Source organism: Soonwooa sp. T0.1_25 (assembly GCF_057652215.1).
The window spans coordinates 62,471-81,148 of the sequence record NZ_JBYFBZ010000005.1 but is presented as its reverse complement, the minus strand read 5'-3'; the positions used below and the strand labels follow the sequence as shown (position 1 = coordinate 81,148).

18 protein-coding genes and 1 riboswitch are annotated in these 18,678 nt (G+C 34.4%); of the genes, 10 read left to right on the top strand and 8 right to left on the bottom strand.

Features of this window, described 5'->3' with window-relative positions; all coding sequences use genetic code 11:
* Positions 1-32 precede the first annotated feature (32 nt).
* From AC23MB_RS08630 to AC23MB_RS08620, 3 genes are all read left to right on the top strand, one after another.
* Positions 33-548, top strand: a complete 516-nt coding sequence (locus AC23MB_RS08630) for a DUF1573 domain-containing protein (protein WP_487787010.1) — start codon at positions 33-35, stop codon at positions 546-548.
* 73 nt (positions 549-621) lie between these two features.
* A complete protein-coding gene (locus AC23MB_RS08625) occupies positions 622-1,497 on the top strand; it encodes a polyphosphate kinase 2 family protein (protein WP_487787009.1) in 876 nt (291 codons plus the stop codon).
* Between the two features lie 12 nt (positions 1,498-1,509).
* The gene (locus tag AC23MB_RS08620; RefSeq protein ID WP_487787008.1) at positions 1,510-2,985 is read left to right on the top strand and encodes a DNA recombination protein RmuC; all 1,476 of its coding nucleotides are present in this window, start codon (positions 1,510-1,512) and stop codon (positions 2,983-2,985) included.
* Positions 2,986-3,241: 256 nt separating this feature from the next.
* Here AC23MB_RS08620 and hemB read toward each other — a convergent pair whose 3' ends face one another.
* Positions 3,242-4,228, bottom strand: coding sequence for a porphobilinogen synthase (hemB, locus tag AC23MB_RS08615; RefSeq protein ID WP_487787007.1), 987 nt, complete (start codon positions 4,226-4,228; stop codon positions 3,242-3,244).
* A gap of 107 nt (positions 4,229-4,335) precedes the next feature.
* On the opposite strand from hemB, the gene AC23MB_RS08610 reads away from it, so the two are divergent.
* Positions 4,336-4,698, top strand: a complete 363-nt coding sequence (locus AC23MB_RS08610) for a T9SS type A sorting domain-containing protein (protein WP_313030807.1) — start codon at positions 4,336-4,338, stop codon at positions 4,696-4,698.
* Between the two features lie 70 nt (positions 4,699-4,768).
* On the opposite strand, the gene deoC is transcribed toward AC23MB_RS08610, so the two are convergent.
* From deoC to mutY, 7 genes are all read right to left on the bottom strand, one after another.
* Entirely contained in the window at positions 4,769-5,512 is a 744-nt protein-coding gene (deoC, locus tag AC23MB_RS08605; protein ID WP_313030809.1) for a deoxyribose-phosphate aldolase, read from the bottom strand.
* A 74-nt stretch (positions 5,513-5,586) separates the two neighbouring features.
* Positions 5,587-6,057, bottom strand: a complete 471-nt coding sequence (locus AC23MB_RS08600; RefSeq protein ID WP_487787006.1) for an Lrp/AsnC family transcriptional regulator — start codon at positions 6,055-6,057, stop codon at positions 5,587-5,589.
* Between the two features lie 346 nt (positions 6,058-6,403).
* The gene (gene trmD, locus AC23MB_RS08595) at positions 6,404-7,084 is read right to left on the bottom strand and encodes a tRNA (guanosine(37)-N1)-methyltransferase TrmD (protein WP_312321902.1); all 681 of its coding nucleotides are present in this window, start codon (positions 7,082-7,084) and stop codon (positions 6,404-6,406) included.
* 1 nt (position 7,085) lies between these two features.
* A complete protein-coding gene (locus AC23MB_RS08590) occupies positions 7,086-8,348 on the bottom strand; it encodes an NAD(P)/FAD-dependent oxidoreductase (RefSeq protein WP_487787005.1) in 1,263 nt (420 codons plus the stop codon).
* Between the two features lie 138 nt (positions 8,349-8,486).
* Complete coding sequence (locus tag AC23MB_RS08585) at positions 8,487-9,551, bottom strand: DUF5074 domain-containing protein (RefSeq protein ID WP_487787004.1); 1,065 nt, start codon at positions 9,549-9,551, stop codon at positions 8,487-8,489.
* An 11-nt stretch (positions 9,552-9,562) separates the two neighbouring features.
* On the bottom strand, positions 9,563-11,383 hold the full coding sequence (locus AC23MB_RS08580; RefSeq protein ID WP_487787003.1) for a TonB-dependent receptor plug domain-containing protein: 1,821 nt from the start codon (positions 11,381-11,383) through the stop codon (positions 9,563-9,565).
* Between the two features lie 27 nt (positions 11,384-11,410).
* Positions 11,411-11,594: riboswitch (cobalamin riboswitch) on the bottom strand.
* Between the two features lie 22 nt (positions 11,595-11,616).
* Entirely contained in the window at positions 11,617-12,657 is a 1,041-nt protein-coding gene (gene mutY, locus AC23MB_RS08575) for an A/G-specific adenine glycosylase (protein ID WP_312321896.1), read from the bottom strand.
* 46 nt (positions 12,658-12,703) lie between these two features.
* On the opposite strand from mutY, the gene AC23MB_RS08570 reads away from it, so the two are divergent.
* The 6 genes from AC23MB_RS08570 (at position 12,704) to AC23MB_RS08545 (ending at position 18,644) form a co-directional block, all read left to right on the top strand.
* Positions 12,704-12,997: an HU family DNA-binding protein gene (locus AC23MB_RS08570; RefSeq protein WP_079666019.1), complete on the top strand. Its 294-nt coding sequence runs from the start codon at positions 12,704-12,706 to the stop codon at positions 12,995-12,997.
* A 279-nt stretch (positions 12,998-13,276) separates the two neighbouring features.
* Positions 13,277-14,833 carry an Rne/Rng family ribonuclease gene (locus AC23MB_RS08565; RefSeq protein ID WP_487787002.1) on the top strand — a complete coding sequence of 519 codons (1,557 nt, stop codon included), beginning with the start codon at positions 13,277-13,279 and terminating at the stop codon, positions 14,831-14,833.
* Between the two features lie 139 nt (positions 14,834-14,972).
* Complete coding sequence (gene porX / locus AC23MB_RS08560; RefSeq protein ID WP_313215251.1) at positions 14,973-16,517, top strand: T9SS response regulator signal transducer PorX; 1,545 nt, start codon at positions 14,973-14,975, stop codon at positions 16,515-16,517.
* Positions 16,518-16,725: 208 nt separating this feature from the next.
* Positions 16,726-17,115 (top strand): hypothetical protein, encoded by a 390-nt coding sequence (locus AC23MB_RS08555; RefSeq protein ID WP_312321893.1) that lies wholly within the window; start codon positions 16,726-16,728, stop codon positions 17,113-17,115.
* 125 nt (positions 17,116-17,240) lie between these two features.
* Positions 17,241-18,002, top strand: a complete 762-nt coding sequence (locus AC23MB_RS08550) for an exodeoxyribonuclease III (RefSeq protein ID WP_312321892.1) — start codon at positions 17,241-17,243, stop codon at positions 18,000-18,002.
* 9 nt (positions 18,003-18,011) lie between these two features.
* A complete protein-coding gene (locus AC23MB_RS08545; protein ID WP_487787001.1) occupies positions 18,012-18,644 on the top strand; it encodes a trimeric intracellular cation channel family protein in 633 nt (210 codons plus the stop codon).
* Positions 18,645-18,678 lie beyond the last annotated feature (34 nt).

Genomic DNA, 18,678 nt, shown 5'->3' with positions numbered 1-18,678 from the left:
AAGAATTTTAACTAACAAAATAGATAAACAATATGAAAAAGACACTTTTAGGAATGGTTGCTGTTTTAGGTTTCGGACTTGCTTCTGCACAATCAATCTCATTTGACAAAACAGTTTTTGATTATGGAAAAGTATCTGCAGGTAGCGATGGTCACAGATACTTCACAGTAAAAAACACTGGAGATAAGCCACTAATCCTAACAGAAGTAAAACCAGCTTGTGGATGCACAACCCCCGAGTGGAGCAAGGATCCAATCTTACCTGGAAAATCTGCTCAAATTAAAGTAGGATATAATACAAATTTAATAGGTGCTTTTAGCAAGCCAATCGAAGTATTTTCGAATGACCCAAAAAATCCTAGATCTGTATTAACGATCAAAGGTGAAGTTGGTGCTGCTACACAACAAGTACAAACTCTACAAGCAACTCCAGCTTCTATGAAGGCTGAAATAGTAAAAGAAGCTTCTCCTGCACAATCTAAAAAAGCAGTCAGAGCGCAACAAGTACAACTTGCTGCACCAGTTAAAATGGAAGAAGTTAAGAAATAACATTTTTCAACTAAAGATTTTTAAAACCGCTTATACAAGCGGTTTTTTTGTTACATTTACATAAAAACCGAATATGAAATCTATATCAACAAAAGACTTTTTAGCTAGTAAAAAAGATTTTAAAATCGCTGATCACAAGACCGATTACAAAGCAGATATTCCAAAAGAAGAAGGTGAAAAACTTCTTAATTCTGAAAAAGAAAAACTTTACGATTTACAAGAAAAACTATATGCCGACAGCAGTCAATCTTTACTCATTGTTATCCAAGCTATGGATGCTGCGGGTAAAGACAGTCTGGTAGAGCATGTTTTCAGTGGGGTTAATCCGCAAGGTTGCGAAGTCACGAGTTTTAAAACACCTAGTTCTAAAGAATACGATCACGACTTCTTGTGGAGACATTATCTGGCGGTTCCGGCGAAAGGAAAAATCGGAATTTTCAATCGCTCTCAATACGAAAGTGTTTTGGTGTGTAAAGTTCATCCAGAATACAATCTTAAAGAACGCGTCTGGGATGATGTTAAAGATTTTGACAAAAAATTCTGGGACAACCGCTACGAAAGTATCCGAAATTTTGAAAAGCATCTTGCGAATAATGGAACTAGAATTATTAAATTCTTCCTTAATGTTTCTAAAGATGAACAAAAACAAAGATTCTTGGACCGAATCAACGAAGAAGATAAAAACTGGAAATTCGAAGCGGGTGATGTTGTAGAACGCGGTTACTGGGAAGATTACATGAAAGCATACGAAGAAGCTATTCAAGAGACCAATACCGATTATGCGCCTTGGTATGTTATCCCAGCGGACAAAAAATGGTTTACAAGGCTCGCCGCTTTACAAATTATTATCGACACTTTGGAAGACATGAATCTTAAATTCCCTGAGGTTAGCAAAGAGGAAAAAGAAGCTTTACAACAATCAAAAATTGAATTAGAAAACGAAAAATAAAATATGGATGTCATGTCGCTGCTTTTAGGCGTTGTAGTTGGGTTTGTAATTGGTGCGGTGATTTTGCATTTTTATTATCTATCCAAGACTGCGAAAAATTCTGTTTTGATGGAACAGAATCTTGCAAGCTTAAAATCTGAAAACTCTTTTCTTAAATCTAATCTAGAAACATCCGAAAAGCACAAAGCAGATTTGCAATTAAAAATTGACGAGCTAGAATCTAAAACTTTTTTGCAGCTTCAGAAAGTAGCTGAGCTAAATGCAGAAAACATCAATCTAGTTCAGCAACTTGATGATTTTAAATTTGAATTAAAACAGCTTCTCGATAAACAAGACATTATTCAGCAAGAAAAACAACATCTATTCGCCCAAAATGCTGAATTTTCTGCGCAAAACAAAAATCTGAAACTTCTTCTCAACAATCAAAAAGAGGACATCGAAAAATTGCAAGAACAAAGCAAATTGCATTTTGAGAAAATGGCGAATCAAATTCTAGAAGAAAAAACAGAAAAATTCACGAATCTTAATCAACAACATCTAAAATCCATTCTTGAACCATTCGGAAAAAATATTGACGAGCTAAAGAAAACTGTTTTTGAAACTTATGATAAAGAAGCTAAAGAACGCTTTTCGCTTGGTGAAAAAGTAACGGAATTAAAACTTCTAAATCAGCAAATCTCAGAGGAAGCACAAAAACTTACGCAGGCCCTAAAAGGTAATAACAAAACCCAAGGAAATTGGGGCGAAATGATTTTGGAAAGTATTTTGGAAAAATCGGGACTTGCAAAAAATAGAGAATACTTCCTCGAACACGAATTACGTGACGACGCCAAAAACCCTATATATTCGGAGTTTTCTGGAAAAAAAATGCGTCCCGACGCTTTGATTAAATATCCAGACAATCGCAATGTTATTATCGACAGCAAAGTATCATTAAATGCTTTTATCGAAATGGCAAACCAAGAGGACAAAGACATTTTCAAAATTAAGCAAGAGCAACATCTTCGTTCGGTAAAACAACACATCAACGAATTAAGCTTAAAAGCTTATGATGATTATGACAAAAGTTTGGATTTTGTGATGATGTTTATTCCGAATGAAGCGGCGTACAATGCAGCTTTGCAAGCGGATTCGCAGCTTTGGAATTACGCTTATGATAAACGAATTTTATTACTTAGCCCCACCAACCTCATCACGTCGCTCAAACTAATAGCTGATCTGTGGAAGCGTGATGCGCAAAATAAAAATGCTTTAGAAATCGCGGATCGCGGCGCAAAGCTTTATGATAAATTTGTTGGTTTTGTGGACAATCTGGAAAAAATTGGCAAGAATATCGAGCAAGCGCAATCTTCTTATAATGAAGCTTACAAACAGCTTTCCACTGGTAATGATAATCTTGTCGCTCAAACTGAGAAACTCCGAAAGTTGGGATTAAAAAACAAAAAACAACTTTCTAATAATCTTACTGATTCTCCGGAAAGTGAGTAAGGAAATTAACTTGTTTTCGATACACTTTTCTGCGAAAACTACTCAAACTGACGTTAATTTTCTTATCCCAAACTCAGGGTAAACGAAAAAGCCTTTCAGGGTTTAGAACCCTGAAAGGCTTTTTTGTATCCGCAATCCCTAGCCCCGATGGAAGCGACATCCTTTTGTGGTGACGCGAGGCGACGGAGCGTAGCGGAGCCGACTATGCGTCACTATAAAAGATATAGCGAACAGCGGGATTAAGCTCCTAAAAAAATTATTTATTAAGTAGTTTGGCTACTTCTGGCGCTGCATAAGTGAAAATCATATCTGCACCAGCTCTTTTGATACTTGTCAAACTTTCGATAAGAACCTTGTCATTGTCCAACCAACCATTCTGCGCAGCGGCTTTTATCATTGCATATTCGCCGCTTACTTGGTAAACCGCAATTGGTTGCGTGATAATTTCGCGAACTTTAGAAACGATGTCCAAATATGGCATTCCTGGTTTTATCATAATAATATCAGCGCCTTCGGCAACATCATCCAAAACTTCGGTAATTGCTTCACGAGAATTATGAAAATCCATTTGATAGGTTTTTTTATCCTCTGGAATATCTTGCGAATCTACTGGCGCGCTGTCCAAAGCACTTCGGAACGGTCCGTAAAACGCACTTGCATATTTGGCGGCGTAAGATAAAATTCCGCAATCTGTATAATTGGCTTCATCCAAAGCTTCGCGAATTGCCAACACACGACCGTCCATCATGTCACTCGGAGCCACAATGTCCGCGCCAGCTTCTGCCAATGACACTGACATATTGGCAAGCGCTTCCAAAGTAGAATCGTTGTCCACTTTTCCGTTTTTGATGATACCGTCATGACCATAAATTGAATACGGATCCAAGGCAACATCAGGCATAATGATAACTTCTGGAACTGCATCTTTTATCGCTTTGATCGCAGTTTGCATAAGTCCGTTCGGATTCCAAGCTTCTTTTCCTGTGTTATCTTTTAGGTTGTCCGAAACCTTCATATAAATGTTGATAGCCTTGATGCCTAGCGCATAATTTTCTTTAACCTGCTGAACTGTTAAGTCCAAAGATTGACGAAAAACACCCGGCATTGAAGAAATGGCTTCCTTTTTGCTATTACCTTCCATGACGAACATTGGTAACACAAAATCGTTAGTTGTAAGTTGCGTTTCTTGAATTAGACTTCTAATAGACGCATTAGATCTAAGTCTTCTATTTCTTGTAAACATCAGTAAAAATTTTACTGCAAATTTACATCACAATTGTGGAATAATTATTGTATAATTGAAATGAATTAAATACATTTGTGTTTAGACTTTCAAAAAAGTTTATTTAAATGAAGAAATTTTTACTATTTATATTTTTTATCGGCTTTTCCTTTGCATTTTCTACTAAGATTAATGCTCAAGTTAGTAAAGCTAATTTTAGCATCAACTCAGGAATTAGTAAGAGTGATGACGGTGTTTTGGTGGCATATCCTAACCCAGCGAAAGATTTTATCATTGTAAAAGCAAAAGATAATGAGTCAAAAATAAGATCTGTGACTTTTTATTCTATTCTTGGTGTACAAGTTTTGGAATATAGCGTTAACATGAACGCTGCCGAAGTAAGACTAGACAAACTTCGTCCTGGTAAATATCTAATGCGTTATTTATTAGACGACAACACACAAAGAGTTACACAAATTATTAAACAATAATTAAAACTCTAGATAAAACAAAAGCCTCAACAAATGTTGAGGCTTTTTTATGTTTAAAACTTTATCTCTATTAATATCCGTCTTTTGAAGTTTCATCTTTTGTTAAAGCTAAAGCTGAAGAAGTGCCGATTCTTTTAACGCCAAGTTCAATCATCTTAACAGCGTCATCGTGCGATCTAACGCCACCTGCTGCTTTTATAGGAAGTTCACCAGCATTATCTAACATAATTTTGATTCCTTCAAAAGTTGCTCCATTTGGCTTACCTCCCTCTGTTTGATAAAAACCAGTTGATGATTTAACAAAGATATTTTTGAAATCCGTCTCCGAAAAATTCTCTTGTGACCAAATCCAAATTTTAGCAGTAATGTCAGCAATTTGCTCATCGGTTAAAGCAGCGATTTCGATAATCCATTTTGCAACTTTTCTGTTATCTAAAGCAAGTTTTGTACATTTAATAAATTCATTTTTCACTAAATCTGTTTCTCCTTTTTTGAAAGCTTCATAATTAATAACGAAATCTAATTCGTTAGCGCCATCTTTAATCGCTTTTTCAGCTTCTGCCAACTTTTCATCAATAGAAGCCGTACCTTCATGGAAACCAATTACAGTTCCTAAAATTACATTTGCTTTTTTAGCGTCAATGTAATTTCGGATTTCCGATACATATTCAGGACGAATCATCACAGCGAAAAGTTGATTATCAATTGCCTCGTCAGTTAATTTTTTAACGATTTTAATCGTTTCTTCTTCTGTTAATCCTGACTGAGCAGGCGTTTTAAGATATGTTGAATCTAAATACTTTTTAATATCCATAGTTGAAAATTTAATAGTACAAAGATAAAAAAAGAGCGCCATGTGTGCACTCTTAAAATCTTATTAAGTATCGATCAAACTTTAAGTTGACGATTAATACTTTGCTCCAGAGAGATGAAAGTTTCGGTTCTTGTAACCCCTTTTAAACTTTGGATTTGGTTGATAATGTCCATCAAATGATCATTATCTCTACAAAGCACTTTTAAGAAAACTGTGTAGTTACCTGTCGTGTAATGCGCTTCGATGATTTCGTTAATCTGTTTGAAAGCATCCACAGCATCCTTGTAATGACTTGGTTTTTCTAAATAAACACCAATGTACGATACAACCTTGTATCCGACCTTACGAGGATTAAGAAATGAAACTGAATTTTCGATAACACCAGCTTGCTCTAGTTTTTTGATACGCTGATGTACCGCGGTGGTAGAAATACCAACATTTTTTGAGATCTGCGCTAAGGATGTTTTAGCATTATCCATAAGCATGTAGATGATCTCCTTATCAACGCTGTCGAGTTGATAACCATAGAGTGTAGCACTTTTCATTATTATTAATTTTTACAAAACGGTTGAAACTTTACGAAATTAATCTATATTAATCAATTATCTATGCTTTTATAATAAAAATCATGTTTAAAGAATATTAAAATTAAACATTTAGGTGTAATATTATTCAAAATTTTCATAAAAAAAATGAGTTATCTTTAAAAAAATAACTCAACTAACTTTGCGAATAAAATCACAATAATTAAATATTATTAATTAACTTCAGTGTAAATATACAAATAATTAAAAATATACTATTAACAATTTATCAATCAACACAAAATAAATATTTATTTCACATATAATATATACAAATAAAACACAGTGTCGTTGAAAAATAAAAATTTTACTTTTTTTCGAATAAATCGGGACGACGTTCTGTTGTAATCCTAATTGCCTCATCATGTTGCCAATCTTCAATCGCTTGGAAGTTTCCACTCAACAGAACTTTTGGCACTTCTAGACCTTTGTACACATCTGGACGCGTGTAGATTGGATAAGATAACAAGTCATCCTGAAAACTGTCTGTCAACGCACTTTGTTCATCATTAAGAACGCCTGGCAACAATCTAATGATAGAATCTGCCAAGACACAAGCCGCCAATTCGCCCCCCGTCAAAACATAATCACCAATAGAAATTTCTTTAGTAATATGTAAATCTCGAACGCGTTGATCAATGCCTTTGTAATGACCACACAAGAAAATTAAATTCTCAACCGTCGAAAGTTTATTCGCAATTCTTTGATTAAGCGTTTCACCATCAGGCGTCATATAGATTATTTCGTCATATTGACGTTCGGATTTTAATTTAGAAATACATAAATCCAAAGGTTCAACCATCATCACCATACCAGCTCCACCGCCATAAGGTGCATCATCGATCTGACGGTGTTTGTTAGTTGCAAAATCTCTAACATTATGAAAGTGAACCTCTGCCAAACCTTTTTCCATAGCGCGTTTCAAAATTGAAGTTTCGAAAGGACTACGCATCAAATCTGGCAACACACTTATTATATCAATTCTCATATTATTGTTCTGTATTATTTTTCTTAGTAGAAACGATGATCAAACGAAGCGAAGAATCTTTATTAAAATAGCTCCACATCCAGTTAAAGAAAATCGCTATTTTATTTCTTACACTCAAAATAAGCATCAAATGTAGAAACATCCAGAAATACCAAGCAAGAAAACCTTGAAATTTAAGATCCGGAAGATCAACAACCGCACGGTGTTTACCAATTGTTGCCATCGATCCGCGATCAACATATTCAAACTCTGTCCATTGACTAGACGACGAGCGACGAAGATTTTTTCCTAAATTTTTCCCTTGATTAATAGCGACATTAGCAACTTGCGGATGACCTTGTGGATATTTTGTAGTTTCCATATAAGCGATATCACCAATTGCAAAAATATTATCAAAACCAATAACACGATTGTATCGATCAACTTTATATCGATTTCTGACTAAATTTTCTTTATCAAATTCTCCAATAACATTACCCGTTACACCAGCTGCCCAAATAACATTATTACAAGGAATGGTCTTACCACTTTGCATGAAAACCGTTTCGCCATCGTAATCTACTACACGTTCATTTTTCATAAATGTCACACCAAGCTTGACAAGATATTCTTCAGCTTTATTCTGAGATTCAACACTCATGGCTTCCAAAGGTTTTTCGCCCGAGCTAATCAAAATAATCTTTAGATGGTCAAAACTCATGTTTGGATAATCGCGTGGTAGAATTTCGTTTTTCATCTCTGCAAAAGCACCAGCCAACTCTACACCAGTTGCACCACTACCAACGATAACGATATTCCAGTTGCCATCATCACTTCTAGATTTTTCGATAATTAATTTTTCGAAAGTCATCAAAATATGATTTCTGATACTGATGGCTTCCTGTGTATTTTTCATTCCAAATGTCAAATTTTCCATTTTGGAATTCCCGAAAAAGTTGGTTTTACAACCTGTTGCAATTATTAATTTATCGTAAGAAAAAGTGCCTTCTTCACAAATTACACGATTTTCGGCAGTGTCAATTCGCTGCACCTCGGTCATTCTAAACTGAATATTCCGAGAACGTTGAAAAATTTTTCTGAAAGGAAAAGAAATATTAGAAGGTTCGATACGACCACTAGCAACTTGATAAAACAGTGGTTGAAACATGTGATGGTTAACCTTATCTATCAAAATAACTTTTTTGTTACTATCGGCATTCAGTTGTTTTGCCAATTGCAAACCAGCAAAGCCACCTCCTATTATTACAATTTTCTCCCTAATCATCGTTTAAAAATTTATACAAAAATACTCCAAATTTCTCGCTTTTAATGAATAGCAAAATCTATGCTTCTAAAATTTAATCCAAAAAAAAAACGACAACTCCGAAAAGTTGCCGCCATTTAATATTTTTAAAACTAAATTTTAGTTCTTGTAGAAACCGCTAACACCGTTACCCATGCTGAATGATTTTAATAAACTTCCTGTCATTGAATAAACCATCACCTTACTAGAAGAATTGAAGTTAACATCTGCAATGTAGATTTTACCATCGATAATATCAAGAGCATAAGGATAAAGATTTTCTGTACTTGGATAAGTGAACAACTTAGTTGGTGCTGCAGTACTAGTAGTTGCTTTTGTATAAACACCACGAGAACCATCCATAAAGTAAAGATTTCCTCCTGCAAATCTTAATTTATCTGCATTAGCAACATTTGCTAATTTTGAACTTTTGAAACTTCCTGTAGCTGCATCGATTTCATAAATATAAGAATCTTTTTTACCAGAAGAAAGCACATAAGCATAACCGTTTGCAGAAACCATATCTCTGATGATACCATCATCTGTAAGTGTAATTGTTTTTTCAATTGCGTTAGTGCCAGCGTTAACCGTTGTAATCGTGTGACCTGACGGGATTTCTGCATACGGCTCCGTTGTTTCATAGGCTGAGCCATCCGTTTGTACAACAACATAATTACCAACGCTAACTACTTTCTCTGCGTATCTATCAAAAGTAATCGTTTTAACTGGTGCGTTGTTCGCTGCATTAAAAACATTAAGAGCATATTTTCCGAAGAAATTATTAGTTGTGATGTACATGTTGTTTCCGTTAAATGCAATCGCTCTTGGTTGCTCAACTTGGAAAGTCGTCAACTTTTGGAAAGAATAACGATTGACAACCTCAACTTTATTAGAGTTATTAACAACCAAATAAGCTTTATCATTCTTAAAACCAAGTGTTTGTAAAACATCACCAAGGACTTGCTTATTATTATTTGCAGCAAAAATATTTTCGCTCATCGAAGCTAAATCTGGCGTAATGTAAGAAACTTCTCCTTGATTTTTATTAAAACTACCTTCGACACTTACAAGGATTCCGCCTTCATAAGCTCCTTTTGATACAATAACATCGTTATCATCCTTACATGCTGTCATAAACAACAAACTCGCTGCGAACACACTCGCAAATAGATTTTTAATTTTCATATATATATTTTTTAAAAGTTAAAATTCATGTTAACCGCAAAATTCCGTTTTGGCATGTAGTAAGCGTACACCGTTCTGTAGACTTCGGAAGTCAAATTATTGACTTTTACGCCAAGTTTTAAAGATTTAAGAACTTGAACATCCGCACCTAAATTAATAACGTAAAACGGATCCATTATATATTGTACAGACTCGTCACCATCACTGAAAATCTTAGAATTCCAGATAGATTGTAGATGCAATCCGAATATTTTATAATTAAAATTAGCCTCCAAACTCACTTTATGATAAGGCACGTAAGGCAATTGTTTTTTATTAGCTTGATCTTCTGATTTTGTAAAAGCATACGAAAGCATTGTACGATACGAGAAGTTTTGATACTTTTTTTCTAAACCTAATTGTGTTTCGACACCGTAAGATTTAACCTCGCCCGTGTTAGTCGCATGATACATTCCGTTTTTTCCGGGCACCCAACGCAACATATTTATAATATCCATATAATACGGCGTTACAGTAGCAGTCAAAGATTTCCATTTAAAATTGTTGGATACTTCAAATTGGTAAGAAGTTTCAGGTTTCAAATCTTCATTCCCACCTGGCTTCCAGTACAAATCATTAAAACTTGGTGCACGAAAATTTTTAGAAGCGCTAAATTTAATAGCGTAAAAATCTGCTACCGAATAATTACCCGCCACCGAAAAAAGGAATGGACTTTTTACCCCTTCCACAAATTCCTTCTTTGCGCCAACTTCCCAATTAAAATTTTTAATACTAAAATCTCGATACAATAACGCCGAAGAACCTTGTCGACGTTTAACAGAACCAATTCCAGTCTTAACACCTAAAGCTTCAATTTGACTAACCTCACCTAAAAAATTAAGTTCAGAATTTGCGTTTATTTGATATTTAAAATCATCTTTTAAAATGAATTGTTTCGTCCCGCCACCAGATTCGGAAGCAGCAAAATTAGAATTCATATAATATTGATAATCATCTTTAAGATGTGCAACTTTAAAATCGTTTTTAAAATTTTCATTCTTAAAATACCAACCAACAATACTTTTAAAACTTTGGCTTAAATACTTACTTGGTGTCGAAAATTCTGACAACAATGGATAATTTTGGATCGCATCAAAAATCTGACTTTGCGAGTAGATTTCGTTTTTATCATCAACTTTGTAAGCAAAACCTAAATTAACGCCAGTATTGTCATAAGCGCCATTTCGGTTGACATAATTTCTCTCTTCGACTTCGTAATTGTTTTTACTTCGGTTATGATTAACTGCAAATTGAAAGCTAAATTTATCGTTACTAAAACTAGTTTTCAATAAAGAATTTGAAGTTTCAAAAGACGCATACTCCGAAAAAACTTGCCCTTTAAAACCTTTATTATATCCAAACGAATTATTTAGGTGAATAGAGCCGCCAATAGCACCACTGCCATACAAAACACTTCCACCTCCGGATTTAACTGCGATGTTATCATAACCTAAAAGTGAAATATTATTGATATCGCCTTGTCCTAAAAACTGAGAATTAATGTTAATTCCGTTCCAAACAAAAGCGGTTTGCTGCGCTGTTGTTCCACGAAAAGAAGGCGAAGACACCATTCCACGGCCATTCTCTTTAATATAAATAGGCGTTTGGAAACTCAATAAATCTGAAAGTGAAGTGGCATTTTTGAGAACATCGTCCGATTTTATCACTTTAATTTTTGAAAAATTCTTAGCATTTTCAAATTGTGAATCAACGAAAACTGTGTCTATGACAGCTTCTTGGGCGAAACCAAAAACTGGAAAGATAAAACTAAAATTTAAAAAAAATCTCTTCATACTGATCACTTTTCTCCCGAAAGCCTTTTGTTAAGTTTAAACTTGGCAGGTCTCCTGACTTTCGTTGATTACATCCCTTCTCGTCAGCGACAATGGTCTTGATGCAATCTCTTTATACGATCTACAGTTGCGGGGACAGTTGAAGACTTACACTTCATTCCCTTTTAATTTCGGATTATTAAGCCCGAAAACCAATTTTGCAAAAATATGTAAAGTTTTTCTTTTAATTCAATTTATGATGAAAAGTATTTAATATAATAATCGTGTAGAGGTTTTGGAAAAGACTTTTGTTCGGCTTCAGTAAAACTAAAACTTAAAAAATCATTTTCAGTTTTTAGTTTATCAAAATCGGATTTATTTGGTATTAAAATTTTAGAAATCGAAATTTCTAAATTGCGATGTGTTAATTTATGTTGAATAACCTTCTCATGTTCTTCAATAAAATCAATTCCATTAAAATCTAAACTCTTTGGAAACTCAAACAATTTTTTCCAAATATCTGACGTGTCACGTTGTTTAACTAAAAACTGGTCATCATGATAAACGAATTGATAACTTAAGGCTAAATTTTCAACTTTTGTTTTTTTAAGTTTAACAGGAAATTGATTAATTTTTCCGATAGCAAACGCGTGACAATCATCTTGCAAAGGACAATCCGAGCAAAGTGGATTCTTGGGTTTACAAACTTCTGAACCCAGATCCATCATCGCTTGGTTAAAACAACCTGCATCTTTTTCAGGCATAATTAATTCTGCCAGTTCTGAAAAATATTGAAAAGCTCTAGAATTAGAAATATCAAAATCATCAGCAAATAACCTCGACAAGACGCGATAAAAATTACCGTCCACCGCCGCAACCTTCTCAAGAAACGAAATACTTGCAATCGCCGCTGCAGTGTATTTGCCAACACCTTTTAGTTTTAATAATTCGGAATAAGTCTTAGGAAATTCTGAATTGTAATCGACTACCAATTGCTTCGCCGCTTTGTGAAGATTAAGAGCACGAGAATAATAACCAAGCCCTTTCCAATAAAGCAAAACTTCCTCTTCATCTGCATTTGCAAGCGCATCAACATCAGGAAAACGCTCTACAAAATTGAGATAATGTTGCATACCTTGTTTGACTTGCGTCTGTTGTAACACGACTTCGCTAATCCAAATATTATAAGGATTTATACTTTTGCGCCAAGGAAGGTCACGTTTATGGGTTTGATACCATTTAAGTAGCTTAACGCCAATATAAAGAAAATCAGTCTTTTGTTTGTAAGTTTTCAAAAATATGTTTTATATTTGCACACCAAAATTATAAACAAAAAAGGAAATGACAAAGGCAGAATTGGTAAACATCATCTCAAATAAATTAGGCGTAGAAAAAAATGATACTCAGAAGGTTATCGAGGCATTCATGCAAGAGATAAGAACATCGATGTATAATGGAGACAATGTTTATCTAAGAGGTTTTGGATCATTCGTTATTAAAACTAGAGCGGCTAAAACGGGAAGAAACATTTCTAAAAATGTTGCAATTGAAATTCCGGCACACAATATTCCGGCTTTCAAACCATCAAAAACTTTTGTTGAAAAAGTAAAAACGAAAGTTGCAGTAAAGAACTAATTAAATTAATATTAACTTATAATAAAATTTCTAAATTATGCCAAGCGGAAAGAAAAGAAAAAGACACAAGGTTGCTACCCACAAAAGAAAGAAAAGAAGAAGACAAAACAGACACAAGAAGAAGAAGTAACATTCTGACGCTCAGTCATATAAATATAAATATAGTTGGTGTTTTTCGCCGACTATATTTTGTTTTCTACATACACAAGTACAACGCCAAATTGGCAAAAAATTGACTATTGATGTCTTTCGTAAAAGGCAATTATTAAAACAAAATTTATGAAGAAAGAATTAATCATTTCGCATGAGAATGATTCTTCACAGATTGCCCTGTTAGAAGACGGTAGATTGTTCGAGCTCCACGAGATCGAGTCAGAGTCTGACTTTGTCGTTGGAGATCTATTCCTTGGAAAAATAAAAAAACTGGCGCCCAACCTTAATGCAGCATTTGTCAACATCGGATACGGCAAAGACGCATTTTTGCATTATCAGGATCTGGGACCGCAATTTTTGTCTTATCAGAAATTCTTGAAAGACACGATTGCAAAAAGACAAAACACGTCAAAACTTAAAGACTTTGCAGTACAGAAAGTTATTGATAAAAATGGTACTATAGACAAAGTTGCCACTGCTGGAGATCTCGTTCTTATCCAAATAACAAAAGAACCCATCTCAACAAAAGGACCACGTATTTCTACACAAATATCGTTAACTGGTCGTTTTTTGGTACTTATACCTTTTGATAATAAAATTTCGATTTCAAAAAAAGTAAAAGATCCAGCAGAAAAAGAAAGACTTAGGACTTTAATAGAAAGTATTCGTCCAGAAGGTTTCGGAGTTATTATAAGAACCGTTGCCGAAGGTAAAAAGGTAGCGGAACTTCATAATGATATGAATCAGCTTATCGAAAAATGGGACGATTGTTTCAAAAACATTCAAAAAAATAAAGTACCAAGCAAATTGTTAAGTGAGGAAGACAAAGCCTCATCCATCTTGAGAGATAACTTCAACCAAGATTTTGTCAACATTATATGTGACGACGAAAGTATGGTTCGCGATATGAAAAATTATCTAGAAGTTATCGCGCCAGAAAGTAAAAATATTGTTCAGTTTTACGACTCTCCTACTCCGCTTTTGGAGTATTACAACGTTGAAAAACAACTAAAACAAAGTTTCGGGAAAAATGTTAATATCCCTAGCTCAAAAGGTGCCTATCTTGTAATAGAACATACAGAAGCACTGCACGTTGTTGACGTCAACTCTGGTAACAATATTTCGTCAGCTACTACCAATAAAGGTCATGCACTTAATGTCAACAAAATGGCAGCCACAGAAATTGCCCGACAATTAAGATTGCGAGACATGGGAGGTATCATCGTCATTGACTTTATCGACATGACAGATCCCGAACATCGAAAAGAATTATATGAGCATTTCCGAGATGAGCTCAAACGTGATAAAGCTAAGCATAAAGTTTTACCACCTAGCAAATTCGGACTTATCCAAATGACAAGACAAAGGGTACGTCCAGAAAAATATATTGAAACCAAGGAAGAAAATCCGAACAAAGACGGAGAAATCGCTGCGCCAATCGTTATCGTAGAGCGCATGGAAGAATCTATCAGAAACATTATCCAAAAGGAAAAGGGCAAATTGTATCTTCACGTCCATCCATTTGTAGAGGCTTACCTTACCAAAGGACTTATGAGCATCCAAAACAGATGGTTCCTTAGATACAAAAAATGGGTAACCATTATCCCACGAGATTCATTCAAGTACTTAGAATTCAAGCTCGTCAATTCAAACAAAGAAGAATTGATGTCTTATTCCAACTAACAACTCAGACTTCGGTCTGAGTTTTTCTTTTTTACAACATTAACTTATTTTAACGATAAGCAGAGGCTTTTTAATTTAAACTTAAGATAATTTGGTCGTACTTTTGATACCGTTCGAATACAAATTATACCCTAAAACTATGTCAGAAAAAATTTTATGGATAGATGATGAAGTTGATTTACTAAAACCACATATCGTGTTTTTGGAAAATAAAGGCTACAAAGTCACACCAGTTAACAATGTTAATGAAGCACTAGAACTTATTGAAAAAGAAAAATTTCAGCTGACATTATTGGACGAAAATATGCCAGGAATTTCGGGACTTGAGGCTATCCCAATGATTAAAGAAAAAGATAATAGTCTTAAGATCGTAATGGTAACTAAGAGTGAGGAAGAGCATATTATGGAACAAGCTATTGGATCGCAAATCGCCGATTATATCTTGAAGCCTGTTAACCCGAACCAAATTTTATTATCATTAAAAAAGAACCTACAAAGCGAAAATCTGGTAGAACAAAGAACAATTACCGAATATCAGCAAGAGTTCCGTAACTTGAGTATGGAATTATCCTATCTAAGAACTTTCCAGGATTGGGCCGAATATTACAAGAAAATCCTTAATTGGGAAATTAAATTCGATAAGGTTTTTGATAGCGAGTTTGCAGATCTTTTACAATCGCAGAAAGAAGAAGCTAATATTCAGTTTTCAAAATTCATCGAAAAAAATTACGAAGATTGGTTACACGATCAAGATAAACCTAGCATGAGCCACACGCTTTTTAAAGAAAAAGTGAAACCCGAATTGGCTGACGACAAAGTCCTGTTACTTATGATTGACAACCTTCGTTATGATCAATGGAAGGTGATTGAGCCGCTTTTTGCAAGATTCTACAACAAAACTTCCGAAGATTATTATTTCAGTATTCTTCCGACTGCAACGCAATATGCAAGAAACTCTTTTTTTGCAGGATTAATGCCTTCTGAGATCGAAAAACGTTTCCCAGACAAATGGTTCAATGACAACGAAGAAGGTAACAAAAACGAATACGAAAGAGAGTTTTTGGAAGATCAAATGAAGCGTCTTGGTTTATCAGGAAAATCCATGAAGTATCTTAAAATACTTAACGCCGATTTTGAAAGAAAAATACTAGACGATTTTAATCAACATAAGAATAATGATCTTTTGGTTATTGTCTACAACTTTATCGATATCCTATCTCACGCGAAAACAGATAATAATATTGTCGATCAATTAATTAGAGATGACAAAACTTTCCGATCGTTGACTTATAACTGGTTCGAAAATTCATCACTTTTAAAAATTATTAAAACGGCTGCAGAAAATGGATTTAAGTTGGTTATAACGACCGACCACGGCACTGTCTATGTTAAAAAACCTAGTAAAGTTGTCGGCGATAGAGAAACCTCGACTAACATCCGTTACAAAACTGGACGTAGCTTAACCTACGACGACAGCGATGTTTGGGCGATTAACAATCCCGAAAAAATATTTTTACCGAAAGGAAATTTAAGTTCAAAATATATTTTTGCGAAGAACAATATTTTCTTGGCTTATCCGAAAAATTACAATCATTTCGTCAACTATTACAAGGAGACATACCAACACGGTGGGATCTCTTTGGAAGAAATGATTATCCCATTTAGTATTTTGGAACCCAAATAGTTTTTTTCATAGTTTATTTAAATTTGGGTTACTGGCGGAAAAAATCTTTGATTTTTTCCGCCTTTTTTATTTTTAATTGATTTAAAAGAAAACAAGTTTTAGCTTCTAAAAAATATATTCCAAACAGATTGATATTTAATTTATTTTTGAAAAATCAAAAAGTCAGTTAACACCATCTAAACTTTACTTTCAAAAAACAAAATAAATTATGACAAAACGATTACTAAAAAAGAACATCTTAAATGTTATTTCTTTACCAATACTTTTCAGCCTGATGTCTTGTGAATATATGTTAGAACGCCGTATTGAAAAAGAACAACAAAACAATTACACCTCAAGATACATGGGTAATTGGGTTGGCACTTATAATGGAGCAGAAAGTGGTAATGTTTCCTTTAAAGTAATAAAAAATGGATATATATCTGGTACTTATGGGATAGAAGATGAGATTATAGGAGGAGCAGTTTTGGACGATGGCGGCTTGTTAAGTGTTCTTTCGGTTAATTCTGGATTTCATCTTTATGGAAATCTTAATCAAAATTCTGGTACTTGGAAAAAAGGTGATAAAATAGGAACTTGGACTTTCAAAAAGCAGTAAATACATTTGGTAGTTCATTAAAATTGTGAGAATGATTTAAAATTTATTTTAAAATAAATTTAAATTTTAAAGGCATTCTTCAAAAGCCAAACATATTTCCGACCTTTGCCATTAGAAAAACAAGAATGAAAATTATTTCTTATAACGTTAACGGCATTCGTGCTGCTTTTACTAAAGACTTTCTCGGATGGTTGACTTTGGCGAATCCCGACGTCATCTGTATCCAAGAAAGCAAAGCGGGTAACAACCAAATTGACATCGAAAGTTTTGAAAAAGCTGGCTATCACAGTTATTGGCATTCGGCAATTAGAAAAGGTTACAGCGGTGTTGGTATCGCTTCCAAAATAAAACCAAACCATGTTGTCTATGGTTGTGGCATCGAAAGTTTTGACAATGAAGGACGTATTATCCGAGCTGATTTTGACGATTTTTCGGTAATATCAGTCTATGTACCGTCGGCTTCAAATATCGATCGATTGGAGTTTAAAATGCAATTCTGCTACGATTTTTTAAGTTATATTAAAGAATTAAAAAAGACAATCCCAAATCTTATTATTTCGGGAGATTATAATATTTGTCACGAAGCTATCGATATTCATGATCCTGTGCGACTTGCAAATGTTTCTGGGTTTCTACCAATGGAACGCGAGTGGATGACTAAATTTATGGACGAATGTGGATTAATAGATAGTTTCAGATTCTTTAATAATCAACCCGATCAATATTCTTGGTGGAGTTATCGTGCGGCGTCGCGCGAGCGTAACAAAGGCTGGAGAATAGATTATAATATGGTTTCAAAAACTTTGGAAAATCGACTTTCGCGCGCTGTAATTTTACCAGAAGTAAAACATTCTGATCATTGTCCAGTTGTTGTTGAATTGAAATAAGCGTTTTTTATGCACGAACAGTTTAGTTTCATGATAGAAGTCCTTGGGACAATTGCCTTCGCCATGTCGGGAAGTTTCGCGGCAATGCAGAAACGTTTGGATCCATTCGGTGTTATCATTATAGCATTTATCACTTCTGTTGGTGGTGGTACGGTGCGGGATTTACTTTTGGATGTTCCCGTTTTTTGGATGCACGATCTACGCATGTGTAGCATTATTTTGATTACCAGTGTTGTCTCAATGATTTTTAAATCTTTAGAGAAAAACTTCCAAGTCACATTGTTTATATTCGATAGTTTTGGACTAGGGCTTTTTACTATAATCGGTGTACAAAAAGGTTTAACTGCAGAACTTCATCCGCTTATTTGTATTATTCTTGGGACGATAACAGGTTGTTTTGGTGGAATTATAAGAGATATTTTATTGAATAGAATTCCGTTAATTTTTAGAAAAGAAATCTATGCAACCGCATGTATCATTGGTGGCGCAGTTTTTTTACTACTTGTAAAATATGCTAACCTAAGTTACACTTTTGTTCAGGTTTTTACAATTTTATTAATTGTTGCTATTCGATCTCTCGCGGTCAAATATCATTGGCAAATGCCTAAATTCTACGATACGCCCAACAATTCTGAAATGTAAAATAAAAAAAGCTCCGAAAAATTTCGGAGCTTAT

Excerpts from the sequence above, each read along its gene's own strand:
- AC23MB_RS08570 (WP_079666019.1), top strand. The coding sequence starts at position 12,704 with ATGACAAAGGCAGAATTGGTAAACATCATCTCAAATAAATTAGGCGTA.
- AC23MB_RS08625 (WP_487787009.1), top strand. The coding sequence starts at position 622 with ATGAAATCTATATCAACAAAAGACTTTTTAGCTAGTAAAAAAGATTTT.
- AC23MB_RS08600 (WP_487787006.1), bottom strand. The coding sequence starts at position 6,057 with ATGAAAAGTGCTACACTCTATGGTTATCAACTCGACAGCGTTGATAAG.
- AC23MB_RS08565 (WP_487787002.1), top strand. The coding sequence starts at position 13,277 with ATGAAGAAAGAATTAATCATTTCGCATGAGAATGATTCTTCACAGATT.
- hemB (WP_487787007.1), bottom strand. The coding sequence starts at position 4,228 with ATGTTTACAAGAAATAGAAGACTTAGATCTAATGCGTCTATTAGAAGT.
- porX (WP_313215251.1), top strand. The coding sequence starts at position 14,973 with ATGTCAGAAAAAATTTTATGGATAGATGATGAAGTTGATTTACTAAAA.
- AC23MB_RS08550 (WP_312321892.1), top strand. The coding sequence starts at position 17,241 with ATGAAAATTATTTCTTATAACGTTAACGGCATTCGTGCTGCTTTTACT.
- trmD (WP_312321902.1), bottom strand. The coding sequence starts at position 7,084 with ATGAGAATTGATATAATAAGTGTGTTGCCAGATTTGATGCGTAGTCCT.
- deoC (WP_313030809.1), bottom strand. The coding sequence starts at position 5,512 with ATGGATATTAAAAAGTATTTAGATTCAACATATCTTAAAACGCCTGCT.
- AC23MB_RS08580 (WP_487787003.1), bottom strand. The coding sequence starts at position 11,383 with ATGAAGAGATTTTTTTTAAATTTTAGTTTTATCTTTCCAGTTTTTGGT.
- AC23MB_RS08610 (WP_313030807.1), top strand. The coding sequence starts at position 4,336 with ATGAAGAAATTTTTACTATTTATATTTTTTATCGGCTTTTCCTTTGCA.
- AC23MB_RS08630 (WP_487787010.1), top strand. The coding sequence starts at position 33 with ATGAAAAAGACACTTTTAGGAATGGTTGCTGTTTTAGGTTTCGGACTT.
- AC23MB_RS08585 (WP_487787004.1), bottom strand. The coding sequence starts at position 9,551 with ATGAAAATTAAAAATCTATTTGCGAGTGTGTTCGCAGCGAGTTTGTTG.
- AC23MB_RS08545 (WP_487787001.1), top strand. The coding sequence starts at position 18,012 with ATGCACGAACAGTTTAGTTTCATGATAGAAGTCCTTGGGACAATTGCC.
- AC23MB_RS08590 (WP_487787005.1), bottom strand. The coding sequence starts at position 8,348 with ATGATTAGGGAGAAAATTGTAATAATAGGAGGTGGCTTTGCTGGTTTG.
- AC23MB_RS08555 (WP_312321893.1), top strand. The coding sequence starts at position 16,726 with ATGACAAAACGATTACTAAAAAAGAACATCTTAAATGTTATTTCTTTA.
- AC23MB_RS08620 (WP_487787008.1), top strand. The coding sequence starts at position 1,510 with ATGTCGCTGCTTTTAGGCGTTGTAGTTGGGTTTGTAATTGGTGCGGTG.